The sequence below is a fragment of the Sulfitobacter sp. F26169L genome (assembly GCF_026410285.1).
GTDB lineage: Bacteria > Pseudomonadota > Alphaproteobacteria > Rhodobacterales > Rhodobacteraceae > Sulfitobacter.
The window spans coordinates 1-22,781 of record NZ_JAPMLP010000014.1; the positions used below are offsets into that span (position 1 = coordinate 1).

Consider the following 22,781-nt stretch of genomic DNA (forward strand, 5'->3'; position numbering starts at 1 on the left):
GTCAGTGTCGTCTTACCGTGGTCAACGTGGCCAATTGTGCCGATGTTGACGTGCGGTTTATTACGTTCAAACTTTTCCTTTGCCATGGTGTTGGCTCCTTAGTGTTCAGTGTCTGGTAGGTGGTCCGCAAACGGGCTGCGAACCGATTGGACAGATGTGCGGGAAATCCCGCACAACGTCCGAATTATGCGAATTTGGACTGAATCTCGTCAGAGATGCTCTGCGGAACAGCCTCGTAGTGATCAAACTGCATGGTGAAGTTCGCACGTCCGGAGGACATGGAACGCAGGGTGTTGATATAGCCGAACATGTTGGCCAGCGGTACGAATGCGTCGATCGCAATCGCGTTCCCGCGTGTATCCTGCCCCTGCACCTGACCACGACGTGAAGTCAGATCGCCGATGATACCGCCGGTGTATTCTTCCGGTGTGATAACTTCGACTTTCATGATCGGTTCAAGCATCTTGGCACCGGCTTTGCGCATACCTTCGCGCATCCCCATACGTGCCGCGATTTCGAACGCCAGAACGCTGGAGTCAACATCGTGGAATTTACCGTCGATCAGCGCCACCTTGAAGTCGATCACGGGGAAGCCAGCCAGCGGGCCGGAGTCCATAACCGACAGAATGCCCTTTTCAACGCCGGGGATGTATTCTTTTGGAACAGCACCACCAACGATGCGGCTCTCAAACGAATAACCTTCGCCAGGCTCGGTCGGGCTCAGGATCATCTTCACTTCCGCAAACTGGCCGGAACCACCGGACTGCTTTTTGTGCGTATAGGTGATCTCGGCTTCGCGCGAAATTGTCTCACGGTAGGCAACCTGCGGCGCACCGATGTTGGCTTCAACCTTGAATTCGCGCTTCATGCGATCGACGAGGATGTCGAGGTGCAATTCGCCCATACCCTTCATGATGGTCTGGCCGGACTCAAGGTCTGTCTCGACGCGGAAAGACGGGTCTTCCGCAGAAAGACGCTGAAGGGCAATGCCCATCTTCTCTTGGTCGCCTTTGGTCTTTGGCTCAACCGCGATCTCGATCACCGGATCAGGGAAGTTCATGGTTTCGAGCACAACAGGCTCACTCGGCGAGCACAGCGTGTCACCGGTTGTTGTGTTCTTCAGACCACCCAGCGCGATGATGTCACCGGCAAAGGCTTCTGTGATCTCTTCACGCTCGTTCGAGTGCATCATCATCATGCGGCCAACACGCTCTTTTCCGCCTTTGGTGGAGTTGAGCAGGTTGTCGCCTTTGGCAAGCTTGCCTGAGTAGATGCGCGTGAACGTCAAGGAACCAACAAACGGGTCGTTCATGATTTTGAACGCAAGCGCCGAAAACGCCATATCATCATCCGCGCGGCGCGGGATGTTGCGCGTTTCTGTTTCGTCACCGGGCTTAAAGCCCATGTAATCGACAACGTCGAGAGGGCTTGGCAGATAGTCGGTCACGGCGTTGAGCAGCGGCTGTACACCGATGTTCTTGAACGCAGAACCACCAAGAACCGGCACAAAAGAGAGGCTCAGACAGGCTTTACGGATCAGCTTGCGCAGGGTCGCCACATCAGGCTCGTTGCCTTCAAGATAGGCTTCCATGACGTCATCGTCTTGCTCGACTGCGGCTTCGATCAGCTTTTCGCGCCATTCGGCGGCCTGATCCTTGAGGTTGTCGCGGATCGGCGCCTTGACCCAGGACGCGCCCAGATCTTCACCTTGCCACAACCACTCTTCCATGGTGACCAGATCGATCAGACCTTCCAACTCGGTTTCGGAACCGATTGGCAGACCGATCGGGATGGCGCGTGCACCTGTACGATCTTCGATCATGTTGACACAGTTGAAGAAATCCGCGCCGATTTTGTCCATTTTGTTCACGAACACAAGACGCGGAACCTTGTAGCGGTCAGCCTGACGCCACACGGTTTCGGTCTGCGGCTCGACACCGGCGTTACCGTCCAGAACAACAACAGCACCATCGAGAACAGCAAGCGAACGCTCGACTTCGATGGTGAAGTCAACGTGACCCGGAGTGTCGATAATGTTCATGCGGTGCTTGGGGCCGTCAGGCTCCGTACCGGTTTCTGTACGCTCCCAGAACGTGGTGGTCGCAGCAGAGGTAATCGTGATCCCACGTTCTTGCTCCTGCTCCATCCAGTCCATGGTGCCGGCCCCATCGTGGGTTTCACCCATCGTGTGGTTTTTGCCGGTGTAGTACAGGATGCGTTCCGAGCAGGTGGTTTTGCCAGCGTCGATGTGTGCAATGATGCCGAAATTACGATAGCGTTCTAGCGGATACTCGCGTGCCATATCGGTGCTTTCCTCTTACCAGCGGTAGTGGCTGAATGCTTTGTTCGCATCCGCCATTTTGTGGGTGTCTTCACGCTTTTTAACGGCTGTACCACGGGACTGGACAGCGTCCATTAGCTCGCCTGCAAGGCGCTCTTCCATGGTGTTTTCGTTGCGTGACCGTGCGGCTTTGATCAACCAGCGGATCGCAAGCGCCTGACGGCGCTCTGGGCGCACCTCAACGGGAACCTGATACGTGGCACCACCAACGCGGCGCGAGCGCACTTCCACGGAAGGCTGGATGTTTTCAAGCGCTTCGTGGAACACTTCCACAGGGGCGCGCTTGATCTTGGATTCAACGCGGTCAAAGGCGTTGTAAACAATCCGTTCAGCGACGGCTTTTTTGCCATCAATCATCAGGTTGTTCATGAATTTGGTCAGAATCAGATCACCATACTTGGCGTCTGGCAGTACTTCGCGTTTTTCAGCGGCGTGGCGGCGTGACATCTTGTTGTCTTCCTCTTGGCGGGGTGCATCGCGTGGCGATACATAGTGTCAAATTGGATATGCCGGGTGAAAACCACCCGGCCAAAGGCGAAATTACTTGGGACGCTTGGCACCGTATTTCGAACGGCGCTGCTTGCGGTCTTTGACACCCTGCGTATCGAGAACACCGCGAACGACGTGATAACGCACGCCGGGAAGGTCTTTTACACGACCGCCGCGGATCAGAACAACCGAGTGCTCCTGAAGGTTGTGCGACTCACCACCGATGTACGAGATTACTTCGAAACCGTTGGTCAGACGAACCTTAGCCACTTTCCGCATCGCGGAGTTCGGCTTTTTAGGTGTGGTTGTATAAACACGTGTACAAACGCCACGCTTTTGCGGACACTCTTGCAAGTGCATGGATTTCGATGTTTTGCGTTTCGGCTGGCGCGGTTTGCGGATCAGCTGCTGAATTGTTGGCATTCCGGTTTTATCCCCGTGTTGCGATCGATGGGCAGGTGCGTAAGACGCCCCTACGGTGAATAGTATGCCACATTCGTCATGCAGCGTGTCTGGGGCATATGTGCCAAAGCAATTAGGCCGCAACGCTTCCGTACCGAGGTAAGCGAGGCGGCTATGCTTTCAGCGGATCGGGCCAATAAAGGGGGCCTGGATCTTGACCACATGCGTTATGATATGCGCTGCTGGGGCGACCCCCATTAGCGAGATATCGGGCGTATACGCAGAGTCGCCATTGGTGTCAACACCAACACCCTGAGGATAAGCCACGCGCGCTCTTGCCAAACTATACCTCGGCCCCGCATAGTTCGCCAAAAGCGTGTGAGGACAGCTGTGACACTCCAAGTAATTGGCCTTTGCCGGTTTTCCTATCCGGCAATCGGTGGTTTTCAGGTTGAACACGAAACAACCGACGAACGTATCGCGTATCTATACGACGATGCCCGTCTGGAAGAGCGGTTCAGATTGTTTCAGGCCGTGGCATTACCTTCGCTGCGCGCGCAGACCGATCAGAACTTTGACCTGATCATTGTTGTGGGTAACCAGTTGCCGGAGAAACACCGCAAACGGTTGGAGGCGTTGGTGAGCGATATGCCGCAGGTGCGTATCCAAGCCGAGCCGCCCCGTCCCCAGCGCGAAGTTATGAAAGAAATCCTGAACGCGGCGCGGCGGGACTTCTCCCAGCCATGCCTTCAATTTCGGTTTGACGATGATGATGCCGTGGCTGTGGATTTTGTCGCGCGTCTGCGCAAGGCGGCACAGGATTGCGCGGGGCTGACAAAGCAGCACAAATCCGTCGCCTTTGACTGGAACAAGGGGTTCATCGCTGAGTACGGATCAAAGGGCGTCACCGCAACCGAAGTATTTCGCCCCTTCGATGTGGCCGCATTGGGCATGTGGGTGAAGGGCAACTGTCATCTGACAATCATGAATTTCGCCCATAACAAGATCAACCGCTTTATGCCTGCGGTCAGTTTTGACGAGCCGAGGATGTTCGTGCGCGGGCATAACGCCTCCAATGACAGCCGGCAAAAACCTGTAAAGACCGTGCCGCTGAAGCCGCTGACATACGATCAGGCGGAACATTTTCGCAAACGCTTTGCACTTGACGTGGACGAGATCGAGCGCGTGTTCGGGAACAACGGATAAGCGCACAGTCCGGACTTTCCGCTTCTCATACGTCGCGCAAGGCGGCTTTCAGGAGGTCGAAGAGGAACTCAGTGAAGTCTCATGTTTCACTATGCGAGGCGCGTATGGAAGAGCAGTTTTGACTGTTCGTGTCTATCACCCTGTCCTTATCTCAATAATACGATTTAAGCAGTCAATAGTTTCCGTGGGACACCGGACGAACCGTGACTACAATTCCGGCTGGCCGATGATGACGCCATGGCGTCTTCGTTCGTCGGGAGGTTCAAATAGACAGCATATAAAGTGCGCGCATTCATCGCGCGGCACTGTCCGGCTAAACTGTTTTCAACGACATCCGCTTGAAAGACAAAATGACTGCCTCTGATTACAAAGAAATGGATGGCAAAGCACGCAACCCACATTAATGCGCCATTCGGCATTGATAATAATCACGCTTAAGAAGTGGTTTTACGCCCGTGACAGCTTTCGCTCTCGGTAGAAAGTGAACAGGCCTGTACCGATAACGATCGCAGCGCCCAGCAGGGTTAGCGCTCTTGGTACCTCGTCAAACACAAGAAATCCGATGACCATCGCACCGATCAGCCCTGTGTAGCGGAATGGGGCAACGAACGATACATCGCCCACCCGCATCACCTGAATACTAAAGAAATAACCCATGAGAACAAACACGGCAGAGCCGCTGATCAAGGCCGCTTCGCGCCCCGTCAACGATACCCATTCTTGCGATAGCGATGCTAAACCCGCTGCCACCATAACCGCAACTGTCGTGCCCAGCGTTACCGCCATTCCCGGCACATCGCGCGACAGTTGCCGCGTCAGCAGATCACGCACCGTCACCAACAGTACCGCCGCCAGCGCGTACAAAGACCAGATATTAAACCCTTCCGCCCCCGGACGGATGATCAGCATGACCCCGCAAAGTCCGATCAGGATTGCCAGCATCCTGCGCCAGCCGACAGCCTCACGGTAGAACAGCGCGGAGCCAAGCGTGACAGTCAGCGGCGCGACTTGCATGATCGCATTAAGGTTGCCCAGCGGCATGTTGAACAGCGCGCTTAAAAAGAAATAGGCCGTGATCACTTCGGCCAATCCCCGCAGCGCGATCAATGCCTTGTCGCGCGCAGAAATTCCCGATCGTAACGCGCCAAGACTATGCGCCAAGAGAAAAACCAGCACCGTTGCCAGAACGCCGCGCAGAAAGATCAGCTGAAACAACGGAACGGCGCCGCCTGTCAGCTTCAGAAAGGTATCGTTCATCACAAAAGCCCCCATAGAGGCTATCATCAGCAGCGCGCCAGTAGCGTTGGGGGACATCTGAGTTTCCTAACAATTGCGCGCAGCCTGTCTGATACCGCTTGCCAGTGCAATACGTCTGATACGACCACACGTCACAAAAAAGCCCCGCAGCCAAGTGGTTGCGGGGCTTTTTCAGATTTAGATCAGAAGCGCGGTATCAATCGCGGCTTTCCTCGTCATAGCGTGGCGCATTGTCAAACACGTCGCCGCCAACAACATCAGATGATGTCTCGGGCGCGGCAAGGCGTGCTGCCTTCTCGGCCTCGATCCGGCGCGCTTCGACTACGACGTTGTCGCGATCAGCAGCAACACGGCGCATCTGCTGGGTTGCCCCGCCAGTACCCGCAGGTATCAAGCGGCCAACGATAACGTTCTCTTTGAGGCCGACCAGTTTGTCACGCTTGCCCTGTACCGATGCCTCGGTAAGAACACGCGTGGTTTCCTGGAAGGACGCCGCCGAGATGAAGCTGCGCGTTTGCAGCGACGCCTTGGTGATCCCGAGCAAGATAGGTTCGCCCTTGGCCGGACGGCCGCCTTTCTTCAACGCCTTTTCGTTGGCGGTGTCGAACTCCTGCTTGTCTACATGTTCGCCCTTCAGCAGCGTGGTGTCACCAGATTCCTGGATTTCCCACTTTTGCAGCATCTGGCGCACGATGACTTCGATGTGCTTGTCGTTGATCTTCACACCTTGCAGGCGGTAGACGTCCTGCACTTCGTCGATCATGTAATCGGCCAGCGCTTCCACACCCATAATGGCAAGAATATCATGCGGCGCAGGGTTGCCGTCCATGATGTAATCGCCCTTCTGAACGAAGTCGCCTTCGGCCACAGGGATGTGTTTGCCCTTGGGCACCATGTATTCGACTTTGTGATCCGGATCTTCGGACGACTCAATCGCGATACGGCGCTTGTTTTTATAGTCTTTGCCGTAACGCACATACCCGTCGATTTCTGCGATAATGGCGTGATCTTTGGGGCGACGTGCCTCAAAGAGTTCGGCCACACGCGGCAGACCACCGGTGATGTCTTTGGTCTTGGAACCTTCACGCGGAATACGTGCGAGCACGTCACCAGCTTGAACTTCTGTTCCATCCTCCACGGACATAACCGCATCCACAGACATCGGATAGGTGATCGGATTGCCTGCAGCATTGCGAACAGGCTCGCCATCTTCACCCACCAGAATGATTTCCGGCTTCAGCTCGTTACCTTTGGCAGCAGAGCGCCAGTCGATCACGATCTTCTGGGTCATGCCGGTCGCATCATCAGTCTCGTCCTTGACAGAAATGCCCGAGATAAGATCAACGTGCTTGATGGTGCCCGCAGCTTCGGCGATCATTGGCAGTGTATAGGGGTCCCACTCATACAGTTTGTCGCCGCGGGCCACGTCTTGACCTTCTTTGACAAACAATTTGGTCCCGTACCCGACCTTGTGGCTCGCACGCTCGTCACCGTTTTCGTCGATGATAAGCAGCTTCATGTTGCGACCCATGACCATGGTTTCGTCCGACGAGTTTTGCAGCGTGTTGCTGTTCTCGAAGCGGATTTTACCTGCCTGACCCGCCTCCTGGAAGGACTGCTGACCACCCTGCGCAACGCCACCAATGTGGAACGTTCGCATCGTCAGCTGTGTACCTGGCTCACCGATCGACTGCGCCGCGATGATGCCTACGGCCTCACCTTGGTTCACAAGCGTACCCCGTGCAAGGTCACGACCATAGCACATGGCGCAGACGCCCTCTTCCGCTTCACATGTCAGCGGTGAGCGAATGCGCGCGGACGCAACACCAGCCTCGTCGAGGATATCAGCCAAACGTTCATCAACAAGCGTACCGTTTGCGACCAGTACTTCGTCTGTACCCGGACGCATCAGGTCTTCCGCAACGACACGACCCAGCAAACGTTCCGCCAGTGAAGAAACGACCTCACCATCATTTACCGCAGCAGTAGCCGTGATCGCGATGTCGGTGCCGCAATCGTGCATACGAACGATACAGTCCTGCGCCACGTCGACCAGACGACGTGTCAGATAACCGGAGTTGGCCGTTTTCAGAGCCGTATCCGACAGACCTTTACGCGCGCCGTGGGTGGAGTTGAAGTACTCAAGAACGGTCAGGCCTTCCTTGAAGTTCGAGATAATCGGCGTTTCGATGATGTCACCGTTCGGCTTGGCCATCAGACCACGCATACCGCCCAGCTGCTTCATCTGCGTAACGGAACCACGCGCACCGGAGTGCGCCATCATGTACACAGAGTTCGGCTCGTTCTCGGACCCGTCCTCACCGTATGTGGTATCAGAAATCGCGCCCATCATCGCGTCGGTGACCTTGTCGTTACACTTTGACCAAGCATCAACAACTTTGTTGTACTTCTCGCCTTGAGTGATCAGGCCGTCCATATACTGCTGCTCAAAGTCCTTGACCTGCTCACGGGTTTCCTCAACCAGCGGCCATTTGCTGTCAGGGATCAGCATGTCGTCCTTGCCGAACGAAATACCGGCCTTAAAGGCCTCACGGAAGCCCATCGTCATGATATGATCACAGAAGATAACAGACTCTTTCTGTCCGCAATACCGGTAAACCGTGTCGATCACCTGCTGCACTTCTTTCTTGCGCAACAGACGGTTGACCAGATCAAATGGTGCTTTTGCGTTCAATGGCAACAACGCGCCAAGGCGCACACGCCCGGGCGTGGTATCAAAGCGCACCATGATTTCGTTGCCTTCAGCGTCGATCTGTTTGATCCGCGCTTTGATTTTGGCGTGAAGATGCACTTCACCCGCGTCCAGCGCGTGCTGCACTTCGTCCACAGAGCCGAAGACCATGCCTTGGCCCTTCATGCCTTCGCGCTCAAGGGTCGTATAATACAGACCCAAGATCATATCCTGTGAAGGAACAATGATCGGAGCGCCGTTTGCAGGCGACAGAACGTTGTTCGTGGACATCATGAGAACACGCGCTTCAAGCTGGGCTTCCAGCGAAAGTGGTACGTGTACCGCCATCTGGTCACCGTCGAAGTCGGCGTTAAACGCGGAACAGACAAGCGGGTGCAGCTGGATCGCTTTACCTTCGATCAAAACCGGTTCGAACGCCTGAATGCCAAGACGGTGCAAGGTAGGCGCACGGTTCAGCATGACAGGATGCTCGCGGATGACTTCATCCAGAATGTCCCAAACTTCGGGACGCTCTTTTTCAACTAGCTTCTTGGCCTGCTTGACGGTTGAGGACAAACCTTTGGCTTCAAGGCGTGAGTAGATGAACGGCTTGAACAGTTCGAGTGCCATCTTTTTCGGCAGACCACACTGGTGCAGCTTCAGCTCTGGCCCCGTCACAATGACGGAACGACCAGAGAAGTCGACGCGCTTACCCAAAAGGTTCTGACGGAAGCGACCCTGCTTACCTTTCAGCATGTCCGAAAGCGATTTCAGCGGACGCTTGTTGGCGCCTGTGATCACCCGGCCACGACGGCCGTTGTCAAACAGAGCATCCACAGATTCCTGCAACATCCGCTTTTCGTTGCGCACGATGATATCGGGCGCACGCAGCTCAATCAGACGCTTGAGGCGGTTGTTCCGGTTGATCACGCGGCGGTACAGGTCGTTGAGGTCGGAGGTCGCGAAGCGGCCACCATCCAGCGGCACCAGCGGGCGCAGCTCTGGCGGGATCACGGGGATCACGGTCAGAACCATCCACTCGGGACGGTTGCCGGACTCAAGGAAGGATTCAACCACCTTGAGGCGCTTGATGATCTTCTTGGGCTTCAATTCGCCCGTGGCTTCTTTCAGCTCTTCGCGCAGCTGGTCGGCCTCGGCTTCGAGGTCAATCGCGGCTAGCATTTCGCGGATCGCTTCGGCGCCGATGTTAGCGGTGAAAGCGTCCATGCCATAGGCGTCTTGGGCGTCCATGAACTCTTCTTCGGTCATCATCTGACCGTAAGTGAGGTCCGTGAGGCCCGGCTCGATTACGACGTAGTTTTCGAAATACAGAACCCGCTCAAGATCGCGCAGCGTCATGTCCAGCATGAGGCCGATCCGGCTTGGCAGAGATTTCAGAAACCAGATGTGCGCAACAGGGCTGGCCAACTCAATGTGGCCCATCCGTTCACGGCGTACTTTTTGCAGCGTAACTTCCACACCGCATTTTTCGCAGACAACGCCGCGATATTTCATACGCTTGTATTTGCCGCACAGACATTCGTAGTCTTTAATCGGGCCAAAAATGCGCGCGCAGAACAGGCCGTCCCGCTCCGGCTTGAATGTACGATAGTTGATGGTTTCTGGTTTTTTGATCTCACCGAACGACCACGACAGGATACGCTCCGGGGATGCCAGAGACACCTTGATTTCGTCGAACGTTTTGGTCGGCGCGACTGGGTTGAACGGGTTGTTTGTCAGTTCCTGGTTCATTTTCAATCCTTAGATTTATTCTCGAAAGCGGTGGAGAGAGGGCCCGGTTTTTTCGTAAAAACCGGACCGGAATTATTTAATTCCGATTTCGCCCTTACTCTTCGTCCTCCGCATCCAGGAGTTCCATATTCAGGCCGAGGCCACGGACCTCTTTGACCAGAACGTTGAACGATTCAGGGATACCTGCCTCGAAGTTGTCCTCGCCCTTGACGATGCTTTCATAGACCTTGGTACGGCCGGCAACGTCATCCGATTTCACGGTCAGCATTTCCTGCAATGTGTATGCAGCGCCGTAGGCTTCCAGCGCCCAGACCTCCATCTCACCAAAGCGCTGACCACCGAACTGGGCTTTACCGCCCAATGGCTGCTGGGTAACCAGCGAGTATGGACCGGTAGAGCGCGCGTGGATTTTGTCGTCCACAAGGTGGTGCAGTTTCAGCAGGTATTTCACACCAACAGTTACCTTGCGGCTGAACTGCTCGCCTGTGCGACCGTCAAACAGGACCGACTGGCCGGATGTGTCAAAGCCTGCACGTGCAAGGCTGTCATTCACATCCGCTTCCTTCGCGCCGTCAAAAACAGGCGTCGCGATTGGAACACCACGGGTTACGTTACCCGCCGCTTCCAGCAGATCGTCTTCGTCCATACCTGCGATGCCTTCGTCATAGACATCATCGCCGTAAGCCAGCTTCATCGCCTCACGCACAGGGGTCATATCGCCGGAGCGCTTATACTCTTGCAGCGCCTCATCGATGTTCAACCCCAAACCGCGCGCGGCCCAGCCCATGTGTGTCTCAAGGATTTGACCCACGTTCATACGCGATGGAACACCAAGTGGGTTCAGACAGAAGTCAACCGGCGTCCCATCCGCGAGGAACGGCATGTCCTCCATTGGCACGACCTTCGAGATGACACCCTTGTTCCCGTGACGACCGGCCATTTTATCACCGGGCTGAAGCTTGCGCTTCACCGCGACAAATACTTTGACCATCTTCATCACACCGGGGGGCAGATCATCGCCACGACGTACTTTCTCGACCTTGTCCTCAAAACGCGCATCCAAGGTCCGCTTCTGGATCTCGTACTGCTCGTTCAGGGCTTCCACAATCTTCGCGTCGTCCTCGTCTTCCAGCGCCAGCTGCCACCACTGACCACGGGTCAGGACGTTATCCAGCATTTCTTCGCTGATCTGGCTGTTAGGTGCGACACCCTTCGGGCCTTTCACAGCCGTCTTGCCAAGGATCATTTCACGCAGACGCGCATAGATGTTACGATCAAGGATCGCGAGTTCATCATCACGGTCACGTGCAAGGCGCTCGACTTCTTCACGCTCGATCTGCAAGGCACGTTCGTCTTTTTCCACGCCATGGCGGTTAAAGACGCGCACTTCCACAACCGTTCCGAAATCACCCGGCTTTACGCGCAGCGAAGTGTCACGCACGTCGGAAGCTTTCTCACCAAAGATGGCGCGCAGGAGCTTTTCCTCCGGCGTCATCGGGCTTTCACCTTTTGGTGTGATTTTCCCGACCAGAATGTCACCTGGCTCAACGTCCGCACCGATGTAAACGATGCCGGCCTCGTCGAGGTTGCGCAGCGCTTCTTCACCAACGTTTGGAATATCGCGTGTGATTTCCTCTGGCCCAAGCTTTGTATCACGGGCAGCGACTTCGAATTCCTCGATGTGGATCGAGGTAAAGACGTCGTCACGCGAAACGCGCTCGGAAATCAGGATCGAGTCTTCATAGTTGTAACCGTTCCAGGGCATAAACGCGACGACCACGTTTTTACCAAGTGCAAGCTCACCCATGTCTGTTGACGGACCATCCGCAATAACCTGACCCTTGATCACCTTTTCACCAACCTGCACCAAGGGGCGCTGGTTGATACAAGTGTTCTGGTTGGAACGCTGGAACTTGCGCATGCGGTAGATGTCTACACCCGCATCGCCCAGCTCAAGGTCTTCGGTGGCACGAATAACGATACGTGTTGCGTCAACCTGGTCGATCACGCCTGCACGTCTTGCCATGTATGCGGCACCGGAATCGCGTGCCACAACTTCTTCGATACCGGTACCCACCAGCGGTGCTTCTGCCTGAAGCAGCGGCACAGCCTGACGTTGCATGTTCGACCCCATCAAGGCACGGTTCGCGTCGTCATTTTCCAGGAAGGGGATAAGCGAAGCCGCAACGGACACCAACTGCTTTGGTGACACGTCGATAAGATCAACGTTCATTGAAGGCGAAAGCGTATAGTCACCCGATTTGCGTGTCGAAACCAGCTCGTTCACGAACTTCATGTCGTCGTCGAGGTTCGCATTGGCCTGGGCCACCGTATGACGCATTTCCTCGGTTGCAGACATATACTGCACATCGTCGGAAACGACACCGTCCTTAACCTTGCGATAAGGCGTTTCGATAAAGCCATACTTGTTCACGCGCGCAAACGTCGCGAGGCTGTTGATCAGACCAATGTTCGGGCCTTCTGGCGTTTCAATCGGACACATCCGGCCATAGTGGGTCGGGTGAACGTCACGCACTTCGAAACCAGCACGCTCGCGCGTCAGACCACCTGGCCCAAGCGCGGAAAGGCGACGCTTGTGCGTAACCTCGGAAAGCGGGTTGGTTTGGTCCATAAACTGCGACAGCTGCGAAGAGCCGAAGAATTCACGCACCGCAGCAGCAGCCGGTTTTGCGTTGATCAGATCTTGTGGCATGACGGTGTCGATCTCGACGGATGACATCCGCTCCTTGATCGCACGCTCCATGCGCAGCAGGCCGACGCGGTACTGGTTTTCCATCAGTTCGCCCACGGAACGCACGCGGCGGTTGCCGAGGTGGTCGATGTCATCAATGTCGCCGCGACCATCGCGCAGATCTACCAGGGCTTTTACACAGGCCACGATATCATCGCGGTCCAGCGTGCGCTGCGTGTCTTCCTTGTCCAGCGCAAGACGCATGTTCATTTTCACGCGACCAACAGCCGACAGATCATAACGCTCTGAATCAAAGAACAACGTGTCAAACAGGTTTGACGCGGCTTCAACTGTGGGCGGCTCGCCCGGGCGCATAACGCGATAGATATCCATCAGCGCGGTTTCGCGGTTCAAGTTCTTGTCTGCCGCCATGGTGTTACGCATATACGGACCAACATTGACGTTATCGATGTCCAAGAGCGGGATCTCGGTTACACCGGCATCAATCAGTTCCTTCGCGGTGCCGCCGATCAGCGTGCCGTCCTTGTCATATTCCAGCGTCATCTCGTCACCGGCTTCGACGTAGATCGCACCGGTTTCCTCGTTGATGATATCTTTAGCAACAAATTTGCCCACGATATGGTCAAACGGCACCAGAAGTTCGGTCACGTTACCTTCGTCGATCAGCTTCTTGACCGCACGCGGAGTTACTTTCTTGCCTGCTTCAAACAGCACTTCGCCGCTGGCCGCATCTACGATGTCATAAGTCGGACGGGTACCGCGCACACGCTCGGGGAAGAACGGCGCCACCCAGCCCTTGCCAGCGTCAAGCCGGTAGGTGACCGTGTTATAATAGGCGTCCATGATCGCTTCCTGATCAAGGCCGAGAGAGTAGAGCAGCGTGGTAACAGGCAACTTGCGGCGACGGTCGATACGCGCGAACACGATATCTTTCGCGTCAAATTCGAAGTCGAGCCATGAACCACGGTACGGAATAATCCGGCAAGCGAACAACAGCTTGCCTGACGAGTGCGTCTTGCCTTTGTCATGGTCAAAGAAAACACCGGGAGAGCGATGCATCTGGCTCACGATTACACGCTCGGTGCCATTTACAACAAACGTACCGTTCGGTGTCATCAGGGGCATATCGCCCATAAACACATCTTGTTCCTTGATGTCCTTGACAGATTTTGCGCCTGTATCCTCATCAATATCAAAAACGATCAGACGGAGCGTCACCTTGAGCGGCGCGCTATACGTCATGTCGCGCTGCTGGCATTCCTCAACATCATATTTCGGCTTTTCAAGTTCGTATTTCACGTATTCCAGAACGGAAGTTTCATTGAAATCCTTGATCGGGAATACCGACTGGAACACACCCTGAATGCCATCACCATCGGTGGGCGTTTCGGCATCGCCGGAGTTCAGGAATAGATCGTAAGAGGATTTCTGGACCTCGATGAGGTTCGGCATTTCCAGCACTTCGCGGATTTTGCCATAATATTTACGTAGACGCTTCTGGCCAAGGAAGGATTGTGCCATGTGTCGTGTCACCTTTCGTGTCTCTTGCCGAATGCGCCATCGCCGGGGCCGCGATGCACACCCATAAGAGCGGCTAAGTCCGGTCTATGCTGGAGCGCGTCCCACCGCACCCCTTCCGACCAATGGACCTCTCCAAAAAGACGCTTCCATTTAAAAAGCGCCTGTTAAGACAGGTTCTGCGCAACATCCTGACCCTCCCCTTCCATCTGACGGTATCGTGTCAAAGGGGGGTGCGAGGTCTCCTGATGGTGCGACAGAAAAAACGGGTCTCGAATCATCGAAGCCCGTGTGAAAGGTTCAAATAGGATGGAGTGGGGCGAAACGCAAGGGGGGGGGTACAGGGTTTAGCTTCATGGCAGATGCAGCCGGGCAGATTACTGATCGCGCACCTTAAGCCCAAAATGGACAGGACTCTACCAGCTTCAACAAAAGTCGCCCTGCTGACTTAGAGCGTGATTGGCCTCTCTCCAGCACATTGATTGGACCCTTGGGAAATGCTACCCGTAATAGCAATCTATAAGATCATACCGATAGCCAACCATAACATGGAATTTGATGTGAATGTAACAAAATACCATGCTCGTTGGGATTTGAAAAACGATCAAGCGATGGCAGAGGCCATTCGGCACGCTCGCATCCCACTCTGCATCTCGGACCCAAATCTTCCAGATAACCCGATTGTCTACGCAAACTTGGCGTTTTGTGAACTCACGGGGTATGCGGAAGCAGAAGTTATTGGGAAAAACTGCAGATTTCTGCAGGGGGACGCAACCACAGCAGATAGCATTAAGGCTGTGAGGGCCGCCATCGACGAGAAGAAGGTCGAGATCGTTGAAATCGTGAATTATCGCAAAGATGGGTCCAGCTTTGTGAACGCTCTCCAGATCGGCCCGATCTTTGACGACAATGGAGACTTGGCATTTTATTTCGGTTCACAACTTGACGTTACAGCAAAACGGGATGCGGAACGTCGCTTACGTAAGCTTGCAGATGACGAACTAGTCCATCGACTACGCAATATTGTAAACGTCATGAACGTTGTCATTCGAATGACGGCGCGGGAGGAAAAAGATTCCGATGCTTTTGGCACCCTCGTATCCGAGCGGCTTCAGGCATTAAGTGATGCGCATTTCCAGACCATCAATCGGCCTGATGATCATAATCTCAGCTTGAGCGATCTCGCTCGCACGATATTGCTCGCATACTCCCCAAACGGCGCTCAACAATTCAATATTGATGGACCTGACCTTACGCTCCCCACACACCTTCTTTCATGCATTGCCCTAAGCTTGCATGAATTAGCGACGAACTCCGTGAAACATGGAGCACTCGGTGTCGAAACTGGAAAAGTCGAATTTGACTGGGAAATCCAAACTGCTGAAAACGAACATAGATTGAGATTTTTCTGGCGTGAAACGGGTGGCCCTGAAGTCATGAAACCGGAACGACGCAGCGGCTCCAAAATAGTAAACGACCTTATTAGGAGCGAGGGGGGAAGTATCAATTTTAGCTGGGAAAAAACCGGTCTGATAGTGGCCACCGATTTAATACTATAGCCCAAAAATATGGATATCTGCTTTGCCCGAAAGGCAGATCTTCAATATAAAAACGGCGGCCACATAAGTGACCGCCGTTTTCAATTCTAGGAGGTGGCTATTCCAACCACCGACAGGCTTACGCCAGTTCGACTTCTGCGCCAGCTGCTTCCAGCTTGGCTTTGACGTCTTCGGCTTCGGCTTTGTCGACGCCTTCTTTGATTTTGCCACCAGCTTCAACCAGATCTTTGGCTTCTTTCAGGCCCAGACCGGTGATGCCGCGAACTTCCTTGATCACGTTGATCTTGGATGCGCCGGCGTTCTTCAGAACAACGTCAAATTCAGTCTGCTCCTCGGCAGCGCCACCGGCGTCTGCTGGGCCCGCCATCATCACTGCGCCACCGGCTGCAGGCTCGATGCCGTACTCGTCTTTGAGGATAGTTTTCAGTTCTTGTGCTTCAAGCAGTGTCAGACCTACGATGTCTTCTGCCAGTTTTTTCAGATCAGCCATGTTTTAGCTCTTTCCGTTAACGATATGTGTGTTCCAACGTGCAGTTTTACCCGGCACGCCGATTTGACGATATTGTCGCTTACGCAGCCTTGTCTTCGATTGTCGACAAGATGGATGCGATGTTGCTTGCAGGTGCGCCAATGGCGCCAGCGATGTTGGAAGCAGGTGCGCCCAGCATGCCCGCGATCGTGGAGATAAGCTCCTCGCGCGAAGGCATTTTGGACACGGCTTCTACACCGGCGACGTCCAACGCGTTCTCACCCATAGCACCGCCGAGGATAACCAGCTTGGGGTTATCCTTGGAGAACTCCTGAGCAACCTTGGCGGCAGCCACAGGATCCTCGGAGTAGGTCAGAACGGTCATACCCGTCAGAAGGTCAGCAATGCTTGCACATGGCTTGCCCTCAAGGGCGATCTTGGCGAGCCTGTTTTTGGCAACACGCACAGACCCGCCCGCAGCGCTTGCGCGCGCACGAAGGTCCTGCATTTCAGCAACTGTCAGACCGACGTAGTGGCTAACCACTACAACGCCAGAGCTTTCAAAGATTTCGCCGAGTTCTTCGACGAGCTGTTCTTTTTGTGCTCTATCCACAGTTTCTCTCCAAATTATTCGGAGGGGTGACCCCCCGAGGCTCATTTAGCTGGGCAGCGTGCCCAACGTCGGGTCCTTACGGGTCCTTCCCAAGACCGTCCGAGAGCGTACTCACGAAAAGTCATAGTCATTCCCCATCTCAGGCAGGAATTATGAACCGGAAACCCAGCCCACCCGCCATCTCGGACGAAGCGCAAAAAGCGCACGACGAATCGTGCGCTTGGTTGCTGGGGATGGATTAGTCTGAATTTGTTACGATGCCAAGGCCAAAACGTAGGCGCTACCAACGAGCAGACCTGCGATTTGGCGTTCGCGGATGTGAAAACCGCACCTGTAAGAGTGCGGTTTAGTCTCAGGCGATGAATGCTACGATGTGCGGCTCTGCTTTTCAGCGTTGGGGCTGCCAGCCGGGCCTTCATTCATTGTATCCTCCGCGTTGCTCCAATGCTCTTTCGCAGACTCGCGCGGCTTTGGATGGTCGTCGTCCTTTGCGACATCGGGGCGTTTGTCCTTATCGTCACTCATCGATCTCTCCCTCTGTCTGTGTACAGGAATAAAACCGTTGTGCGGTCCAAGAGTTCCAAATTAACCGGACATGCCAAACCAGAATAAAAAAAGTGCACCCCGAAACGGTGACGCATTCCCACTTATAGGACACGATTAGCCCCCAGATTTCTATTTTGGGGTCCTGTTTGTATAATCCAGAAAGAAGAATTTTACGATCTATCAATCGCTGAATTCGCTAATTTGGCATTCCAGCTGTTAATGATCAGGAAGCGGCTAAGAACCGACAGCATGAACATTATATTCAATATTTATTCGCGCCTTACATCGGTAGCGGCAGTGTGGGGGCAAGCGTAACTTTGTGAGGCCCTTAGCAGATATCAATGGTTTAGGCGGCTTTCTGAGCATATAATGTTGCGCGAGTTCAGCGCGTAGATTTCCGCGATACACAGCAAACCCTCACGCACCTGCGATCCGGCGACTTACGGTTCTAAGGAGACATTGACCTTAGAAAGACGTCGTTACGGTGCGGCCCTTATGAGGAGACGCTCGTGCATCGTGCAGCATCTCGGTCAGATTTGAAAATGTCGGCAGGTCAGATTGTACCTAAGTTTCGGCAAGTTGAGGTCCCGGCAACACAAGATATGCTGGATCTTGATGCGATCCGACAAATCGGCGAGAAAGAAAAAAGCGCTCTATCGCTGGAAGATGAAATGCGATGGAATGGGCACGGTTAAATATTTCAAGGGGATGGTCTTATAGTGAGCGACAAAAAGAGAATTATTCTAGTAGCTGGAATGTTTCTAGCAGCATCTCTAGTTGCTTTCGTCGTATTGAATAGGTGGCTGGTCACAGATATCGGTCTTTTATCCTACGGGCGGATTTGGCAGCTTTACGCATCCTATTCAGACTTTGGATTTGTCCGCCGCGTTTTCGTGGGAACAATACTCACTGAAAGCGGTATTAACTCTTTATTCCAAAATGAATACCACTTCGCGTTCGCCATACACCACATCGCGATATCGGTCCTCTCAAGCTTAATCGCTTATTACTGCATCTCAAGGAAAATCACTGACCCTATCTTTCTGGCCTCCATCGCCTTTTCGCCAGCATTGATCATACACCTTGGATACAACACCGGCTCACTGGATGTGTTTGTTGTCATTTTCGCAGCAACAAATATTCTGTTTGTTAGAAATTCGGCAATTTTTTCTATTGTCATAGTTTGTGGCCTTTTAACACATGAGCTTTTTGTATTTACAATTCCTGCTCAGTTCCTTGTCATGTTAATGCACTACGATCATGCGCGGAGCCCGAATTCATTAATAATCCTTATCGCTCCCGTCGCTGCTTTTTCTATTACAGCCATCGCAGTGTTTTTTTTTGGTACAGTAGATATGCCACGCGAGATCGTTGAACAGATCGTCCGACAAAAGATTCCGAATGCCGCAGGCCAACATAATTTCTGGAGTGGTTATTTCGAGATTGCTTCCACTGCTGAACAGAATTCTACGATTTCTCTTCAGAATTTGACTACAGAGCTAAAGACTGACTTCTTTTGGCTAATAGTTCCCCTCACCTATGTAACTCTGCTTATTGCAAGACTATGGACCTACTCGGACAGATTACTTGAATCGGTTGCTATATCGACAGCTGTTGTCGCACCTCTTCTAGCGGTATTGGTCGCTACAGACTACCACCGTTGGATTGCAATGAGCGCAAATATCGGAATTCTCTTTACTTTGGTCTACGCAGCGAAAACAGGCAGGTCAAGTTCGCGCTGGAACACCCCCTTACTTGTGATGTGTTTGCTTGCGCCTTTTGGCACCGCTGCAATAGATAGACCGTTTCCGATGCATCAGTTTGTTATCGAGAAATTTATCAATTAGTGTATTCTCTCATCTGCACTCCAAGTGCAGCGTCGAATCGCCATTTTCTCAGATTGGGTTGCGCTGACGCCGGAAAAGCTGCTGAGTCCTCTTATCCCAAATGAGATAATATGCGGCCCCGGCTAGCAGGCTAACCACAACGCCAAAAATTAGTGTCAAAGCCCATCCACTGACGATTCTAGACGTGATCGACAACAGTGGATTATGGATCAAGTATAAAGAATATGACGATGCGCCAAGGAAAACGAAGGCGCGAGGTACCTTTAACAGCTCCGCTTTTTCAACCTGTGCTATCCATAAGATAAGTCCAGCAAGTCCAGCGCCAAATAGCACACTGTATTCTCGGTCTGCTCCCATGAAAAAGAAAGCTACGATGGGAATTGTTGCCAAAGTTGGCAGGTATGGAATTCGTGTCCCTGAAATCAAACAATGAGCGGCGAGGACACCCATACCAAACTCTAGATTGATCAATGAGAAAAAGAATTGCGCCGGGCGAGGGATATCAATATCCATTAGCACGATCAAACCGATTGCCAGCGCCCACAAGATCATCCCTATGCCAATGCGGTTAAAAGCAAGAAACACTGCGAATAATGCATAAAAAACAAGCTCATGCTGCAATGTCCAAGCTACACTAAGAGCGGGCGGTTGCCAGCTTGGCGCTAGAGTAGCGGTGGCCCACCATCCCCATTCACGATTGCTGGCGCTCAGTTCTGGTAGCACTGAGTAGGCAACCGCAAGAGCTATGCCTATGGGCAAGTAGGGCAAGAATATTCGGGTAAGTCTCCCTGTGACAAAACGTTTGGGAGCGAACGCTCTGTCATGGCTGGAATAGTATATTATAAAGCCAGATAGCACAAAAAAGAAGTCCACTCCGAGGTAACCAAGGTCAAATATAGAAGTCAGGGCTTGGGGGCCTTGCCCAGAAAAAGCGTTAGCACTTGCGGACGCATGATGTAGGACCACAGCGGTAGCAGCAACGCCCCTGCCAGCCTCAAGGCTTTTAAGTTTCATAGCTTTTCTGATCCACAAAAAAATTCTTTTTTAATACTAACGACTGTCCATTCTGCTGTGAATGGTTATCTCGCTGCTTCCCCGTCTTTTGGGTTAAGGTATCTAGGTTGAATGCGTACAAACCTAGGCCTCCCGCTTCGCCATCCGCACACCAGCACCGCCCCCGTTTATGGGGATGAACTGGACGCCTTGATACTTAAACCAAGTTTCAATCGCTGAAATCGTAGTCGAGTGAGGTCCGCGCTTCCCTTCTTCAATTGGGGTTTCAATTCTGAAAATTATGCTGCAACATCTGCTATAAAGAACCTTGAAAAATACTTTTCGCTTGCAGCGAACCACCCTCTCCGCCCTCAATTAGCACACACCTCATTGAGGCGGATATCAACTATGATTGATACGATGAATAATATTAGGAATTTCGGGATTTTCATCTTCCCTGAAGCTTGGCCCATAGGGGGGGGCCGTGAAATAGCCAAGGTTGATAAAAAATTTCGGTTAGGTCAGGTAGCTTGGGAACCTCACTCCCGATTGGCCCCGCTTGAATTTCAGCCCTCATGGCAGGTGTCCTTTCGACTGGGACCAGCCGACGTCGTTTTGGTACCGTTACTCGCTCATCGCTATCGGACACTGCGATAGAAGCCGTTCCGGTTCGCACATATTCCGTTTTCAAATATTTGTTGATGGGCGAGACATATGCTCTGAGTTCGAAGAAATTGTAATGGACGCGAAATATGTTCAATATCGCTATGAGGACACGCGGGTTGCATGACGCACCATTTACAAAAGTGTCGCCAGTTCTGCTTGCTCTTCCTTCTGCACGTTTGGCAGAGCTAACACGCTCTCGTAGCGAGTTCATGAACGTTGATGCAGGTTGAATCGTGGCGTGTATCACCCGGCGAGAAATCGCGGCTTTCAATCTTTCGTCTGGTATCTCCCCCTGAAAGCCCAGTTTTTTTACATGCTGTGCGATATCGCGGAGGCAGGATGGGAAAACCCACAGTTTTGCTGGTTTCACCTGAGGCCTGAATTGGGCTACGGGGCCAAAGACTGGGAGATACTCTGGACGCAAAGTTCGATATTGGGAAGGGTATTGCTCCACCCAATCGATCTGCTTTGACTGCAGGAGTCAGGTTCTTCGCTGTCCATATTTCAAGCGCTTTCCGAATTTCCAAATCTGGATGCGTGGTTCGAAATGATCGGAACGCCTTGTCAAAAGCGCTTGATCGGCTCTGGCGTGCCGGCTTTGTAGCGTTCCTATTAGAGTGGATAACATGCCATTCAAATTTGCGCGCTTCGATCATATCTCGAATAATATGTGGAACAGTTCGGGCCATTGCGCTCTCTTGCTCGCCCACCAAATTTTTCTTTCCTAGAGGAACAAGTTCCAGAAGCGCCGCAAGATGAGGCGCTTTCGTATATGTGTATCGTGTCATAATGAAACTAAACGAATTGCGGCTGTCCCGCTCACTTTCGCGGAAATTGAAATAGTATTTTGCAAGTAGCGCGAAGTTGCATCTGAAATTTTTTCGGCAAACAGCGGGAGCTGCGGCTCAGCTGATGCAAAAAGTGCAGCTCGTCATATCATCCGCTGGGGCGTTGAAAGTGCATCAATGGCGCCGTGAATTCAGCGTTTCCCTTCTGCGTGTAGTGCTTCCGCAGCGATGGCGGATTACCGCTTCCAGATAGGTAATGCTTGGATATAAACGTGACGGGATCAACAGTGCGATCAAAATCTACGTTCATCCGAAATACGAAGCCGGATTGAATATCTGCGCTAACCGCGCAGTTAAGGGCCATTATTCTTCGATCTCGAGATGTTTCCCAGTTAACTCCGAAAGCAATACCATCGTGAGCAATTCGGGTGTGTTTCGACTTTTGGGATCTGGTGTTTTTAGCACGCCGTTGCATGAGTTGCCCTTTCTCATAGGCCAATAAGGTTTTTTCAAGCCAAAATTCCTATTATAGATCGTCCTCACGCTGGCCTTACGACCTCCGGACGAAAGTAACCATTTCAGGCCGTTGATACTGGCGTCGTTAGCCAGATGCTTGAGAATGTTAGTGTTTTCTCGGCTATCTTGTTGCCTTACATGGTTTAGAGAGACCGTGAATCTCGCGCCTTTCTTTCCCTTGCATGGCTTGTCCAACAGGCGAATACCTGTAGCCTTCTGCTTATCGTTGCCTGTTGGTTTTTTGCCGTTAGCGCCATTGAAGGAGAACTCATCTGGATTTAAGATAGGTAGTCCCACAGCTTCCGCAGCTTGGCCCTGTCAGCAGACCATTTTGAGACAAAATCCTTTGCAGTTCATCATCAAAATTTTTTTAGGTAAGACCGACAACTGAATGTCGCATTCCGAATTTACTGA

At 52.9% G+C, this 22,781-nt stretch carries 16 protein-coding genes; 4 read left to right on the plus strand and 12 right to left on the minus strand.

The window, feature by feature from the left end; all coding sequences use genetic code 11:
• The 4 genes from OS189_RS17770 to rpsL all read right to left on the minus strand — a co-directional run.
• Nucleotides 1-86 (minus strand): GTP-binding protein (locus OS189_RS17770; RefSeq protein ID WP_207643364.1); only part of this gene is annotated, 86 nt, incomplete at its 3' end.
• Nucleotides 87-184: 98 nt separating this feature from the next.
• Nucleotides 185-2,302, minus strand: a complete 2,118-nt coding sequence (gene fusA / locus OS189_RS17775; RefSeq protein ID WP_267168688.1) for an elongation factor G — start codon at nt 2,300-2,302, stop codon at nt 185-187.
• 15 nt (nt 2,303-2,317) lie between these two features.
• Entirely contained in the window at nt 2,318-2,788 is a 471-nt protein-coding gene (rpsG, locus tag OS189_RS17780) for a 30S ribosomal protein S7 (protein WP_267168689.1), read from the minus strand.
• A gap of 93 nt (nt 2,789-2,881) precedes the next feature.
• Nucleotides 2,882-3,253, minus strand: coding sequence for a 30S ribosomal protein S12 (rpsL, locus tag OS189_RS17785; RefSeq protein WP_184562946.1), 372 nt, complete (start codon nt 3,251-3,253; stop codon nt 2,882-2,884).
• 369 nt (nt 3,254-3,622) lie between these two features.
• On the opposite strand from rpsL, the gene OS189_RS17790 reads away from it, so the two are divergent.
• Nucleotides 3,623-4,438, plus strand: coding sequence for a putative rhamnosyl transferase (locus tag OS189_RS17790; protein ID WP_267168690.1), 816 nt, complete (start codon nt 3,623-3,625; stop codon nt 4,436-4,438).
• A gap of 447 nt (nt 4,439-4,885) precedes the next feature.
• On the opposite strand, the gene OS189_RS17795 is transcribed toward OS189_RS17790, so the two are convergent.
• The 3 genes from OS189_RS17795 to rpoB all read right to left on the minus strand — a co-directional run bounded on the left by OS189_RS17795 (nt 4,886) and on the right by rpoB (nt 14,373).
• On the minus strand, nt 4,886-5,752 hold the full coding sequence (locus tag OS189_RS17795; protein ID WP_267168691.1) for a DMT family transporter: 867 nt from the start codon (nt 5,750-5,752) through the stop codon (nt 4,886-4,888).
• 139 nt (nt 5,753-5,891) lie between these two features.
• Nucleotides 5,892-10,139, minus strand: coding sequence for a DNA-directed RNA polymerase subunit beta' (rpoC, locus tag OS189_RS17800; protein WP_267168692.1), 4,248 nt, complete (start codon nt 10,137-10,139; stop codon nt 5,892-5,894).
• A gap of 94 nt (nt 10,140-10,233) precedes the next feature.
• Complete coding sequence (gene rpoB, locus OS189_RS17805; RefSeq protein ID WP_267168693.1) at nt 10,234-14,373, minus strand: DNA-directed RNA polymerase subunit beta; 4,140 nt, start codon at nt 14,371-14,373, stop codon at nt 10,234-10,236.
• A 545-nt stretch (nt 14,374-14,918) separates the two neighbouring features.
• Between rpoB and OS189_RS17810 the strand changes: the two genes are divergently transcribed.
• On the plus strand, nt 14,919-15,929 hold the full coding sequence (locus tag OS189_RS17810; protein WP_267168694.1) for a PAS domain-containing protein: 1,011 nt from the start codon (nt 14,919-14,921) through the stop codon (nt 15,927-15,929).
• 118 nt (nt 15,930-16,047) lie between these two features.
• On the opposite strand, the gene rplL is transcribed toward OS189_RS17810, so the two are convergent.
• The 3 genes from rplL to OS189_RS17825 all read right to left on the minus strand — a co-directional run bounded on the left by rplL (nt 16,048) and on the right by OS189_RS17825 (nt 17,536).
• A complete protein-coding gene (gene rplL / locus OS189_RS17815) occupies nt 16,048-16,419 on the minus strand; it encodes a 50S ribosomal protein L7/L12 (RefSeq protein WP_267168695.1) in 372 nt (123 codons plus the stop codon).
• 79 nt (nt 16,420-16,498) lie between these two features.
• The gene (gene rplJ / locus OS189_RS17820) at nt 16,499-17,011 is read right to left on the minus strand and encodes a 50S ribosomal protein L10 (protein ID WP_267168696.1); all 513 of its coding nucleotides are present in this window, start codon (nt 17,009-17,011) and stop codon (nt 16,499-16,501) included.
• A 366-nt stretch (nt 17,012-17,377) separates the two neighbouring features.
• On the minus strand, nt 17,378-17,536 hold the full coding sequence (locus tag OS189_RS17825) for a hypothetical protein (RefSeq protein ID WP_267168697.1): 159 nt from the start codon (nt 17,534-17,536) through the stop codon (nt 17,378-17,380).
• A gap of 530 nt (nt 17,537-18,066) precedes the next feature.
• Between OS189_RS17825 and OS189_RS17830 the strand changes: the two genes are divergently transcribed.
• Together OS189_RS17830 and OS189_RS17835 are read left to right on the plus strand one after the other, a co-directional pair.
• On the plus strand, nt 18,067-18,252 hold the full coding sequence (locus OS189_RS17830; protein ID WP_267168698.1) for a hypothetical protein: 186 nt from the start codon (nt 18,067-18,069) through the stop codon (nt 18,250-18,252).
• Between the two features lie 24 nt (nt 18,253-18,276).
• Complete coding sequence (locus OS189_RS17835) at nt 18,277-19,404, plus strand: hypothetical protein (RefSeq protein ID WP_267168699.1); 1,128 nt, start codon at nt 18,277-18,279, stop codon at nt 19,402-19,404.
• A 48-nt stretch (nt 19,405-19,452) separates the two neighbouring features.
• Here the strand turns inward: OS189_RS17835 and OS189_RS17840 are convergent, their stop codons facing one another.
• The gene (locus OS189_RS17840; protein ID WP_267168700.1) at nt 19,453-20,418 is read right to left on the minus strand and encodes an acyltransferase family protein; all 966 of its coding nucleotides are present in this window, start codon (nt 20,416-20,418) and stop codon (nt 19,453-19,455) included.
• Between the two features lie 1,796 nt (nt 20,419-22,214).
• Nucleotides 22,215-22,664 (minus strand): hypothetical protein, encoded by a 450-nt coding sequence (locus OS189_RS17845; RefSeq protein WP_267168701.1) that lies wholly within the window; start codon nt 22,662-22,664, stop codon nt 22,215-22,217.
• Nucleotides 22,665-22,781 lie beyond the last annotated feature (117 nt).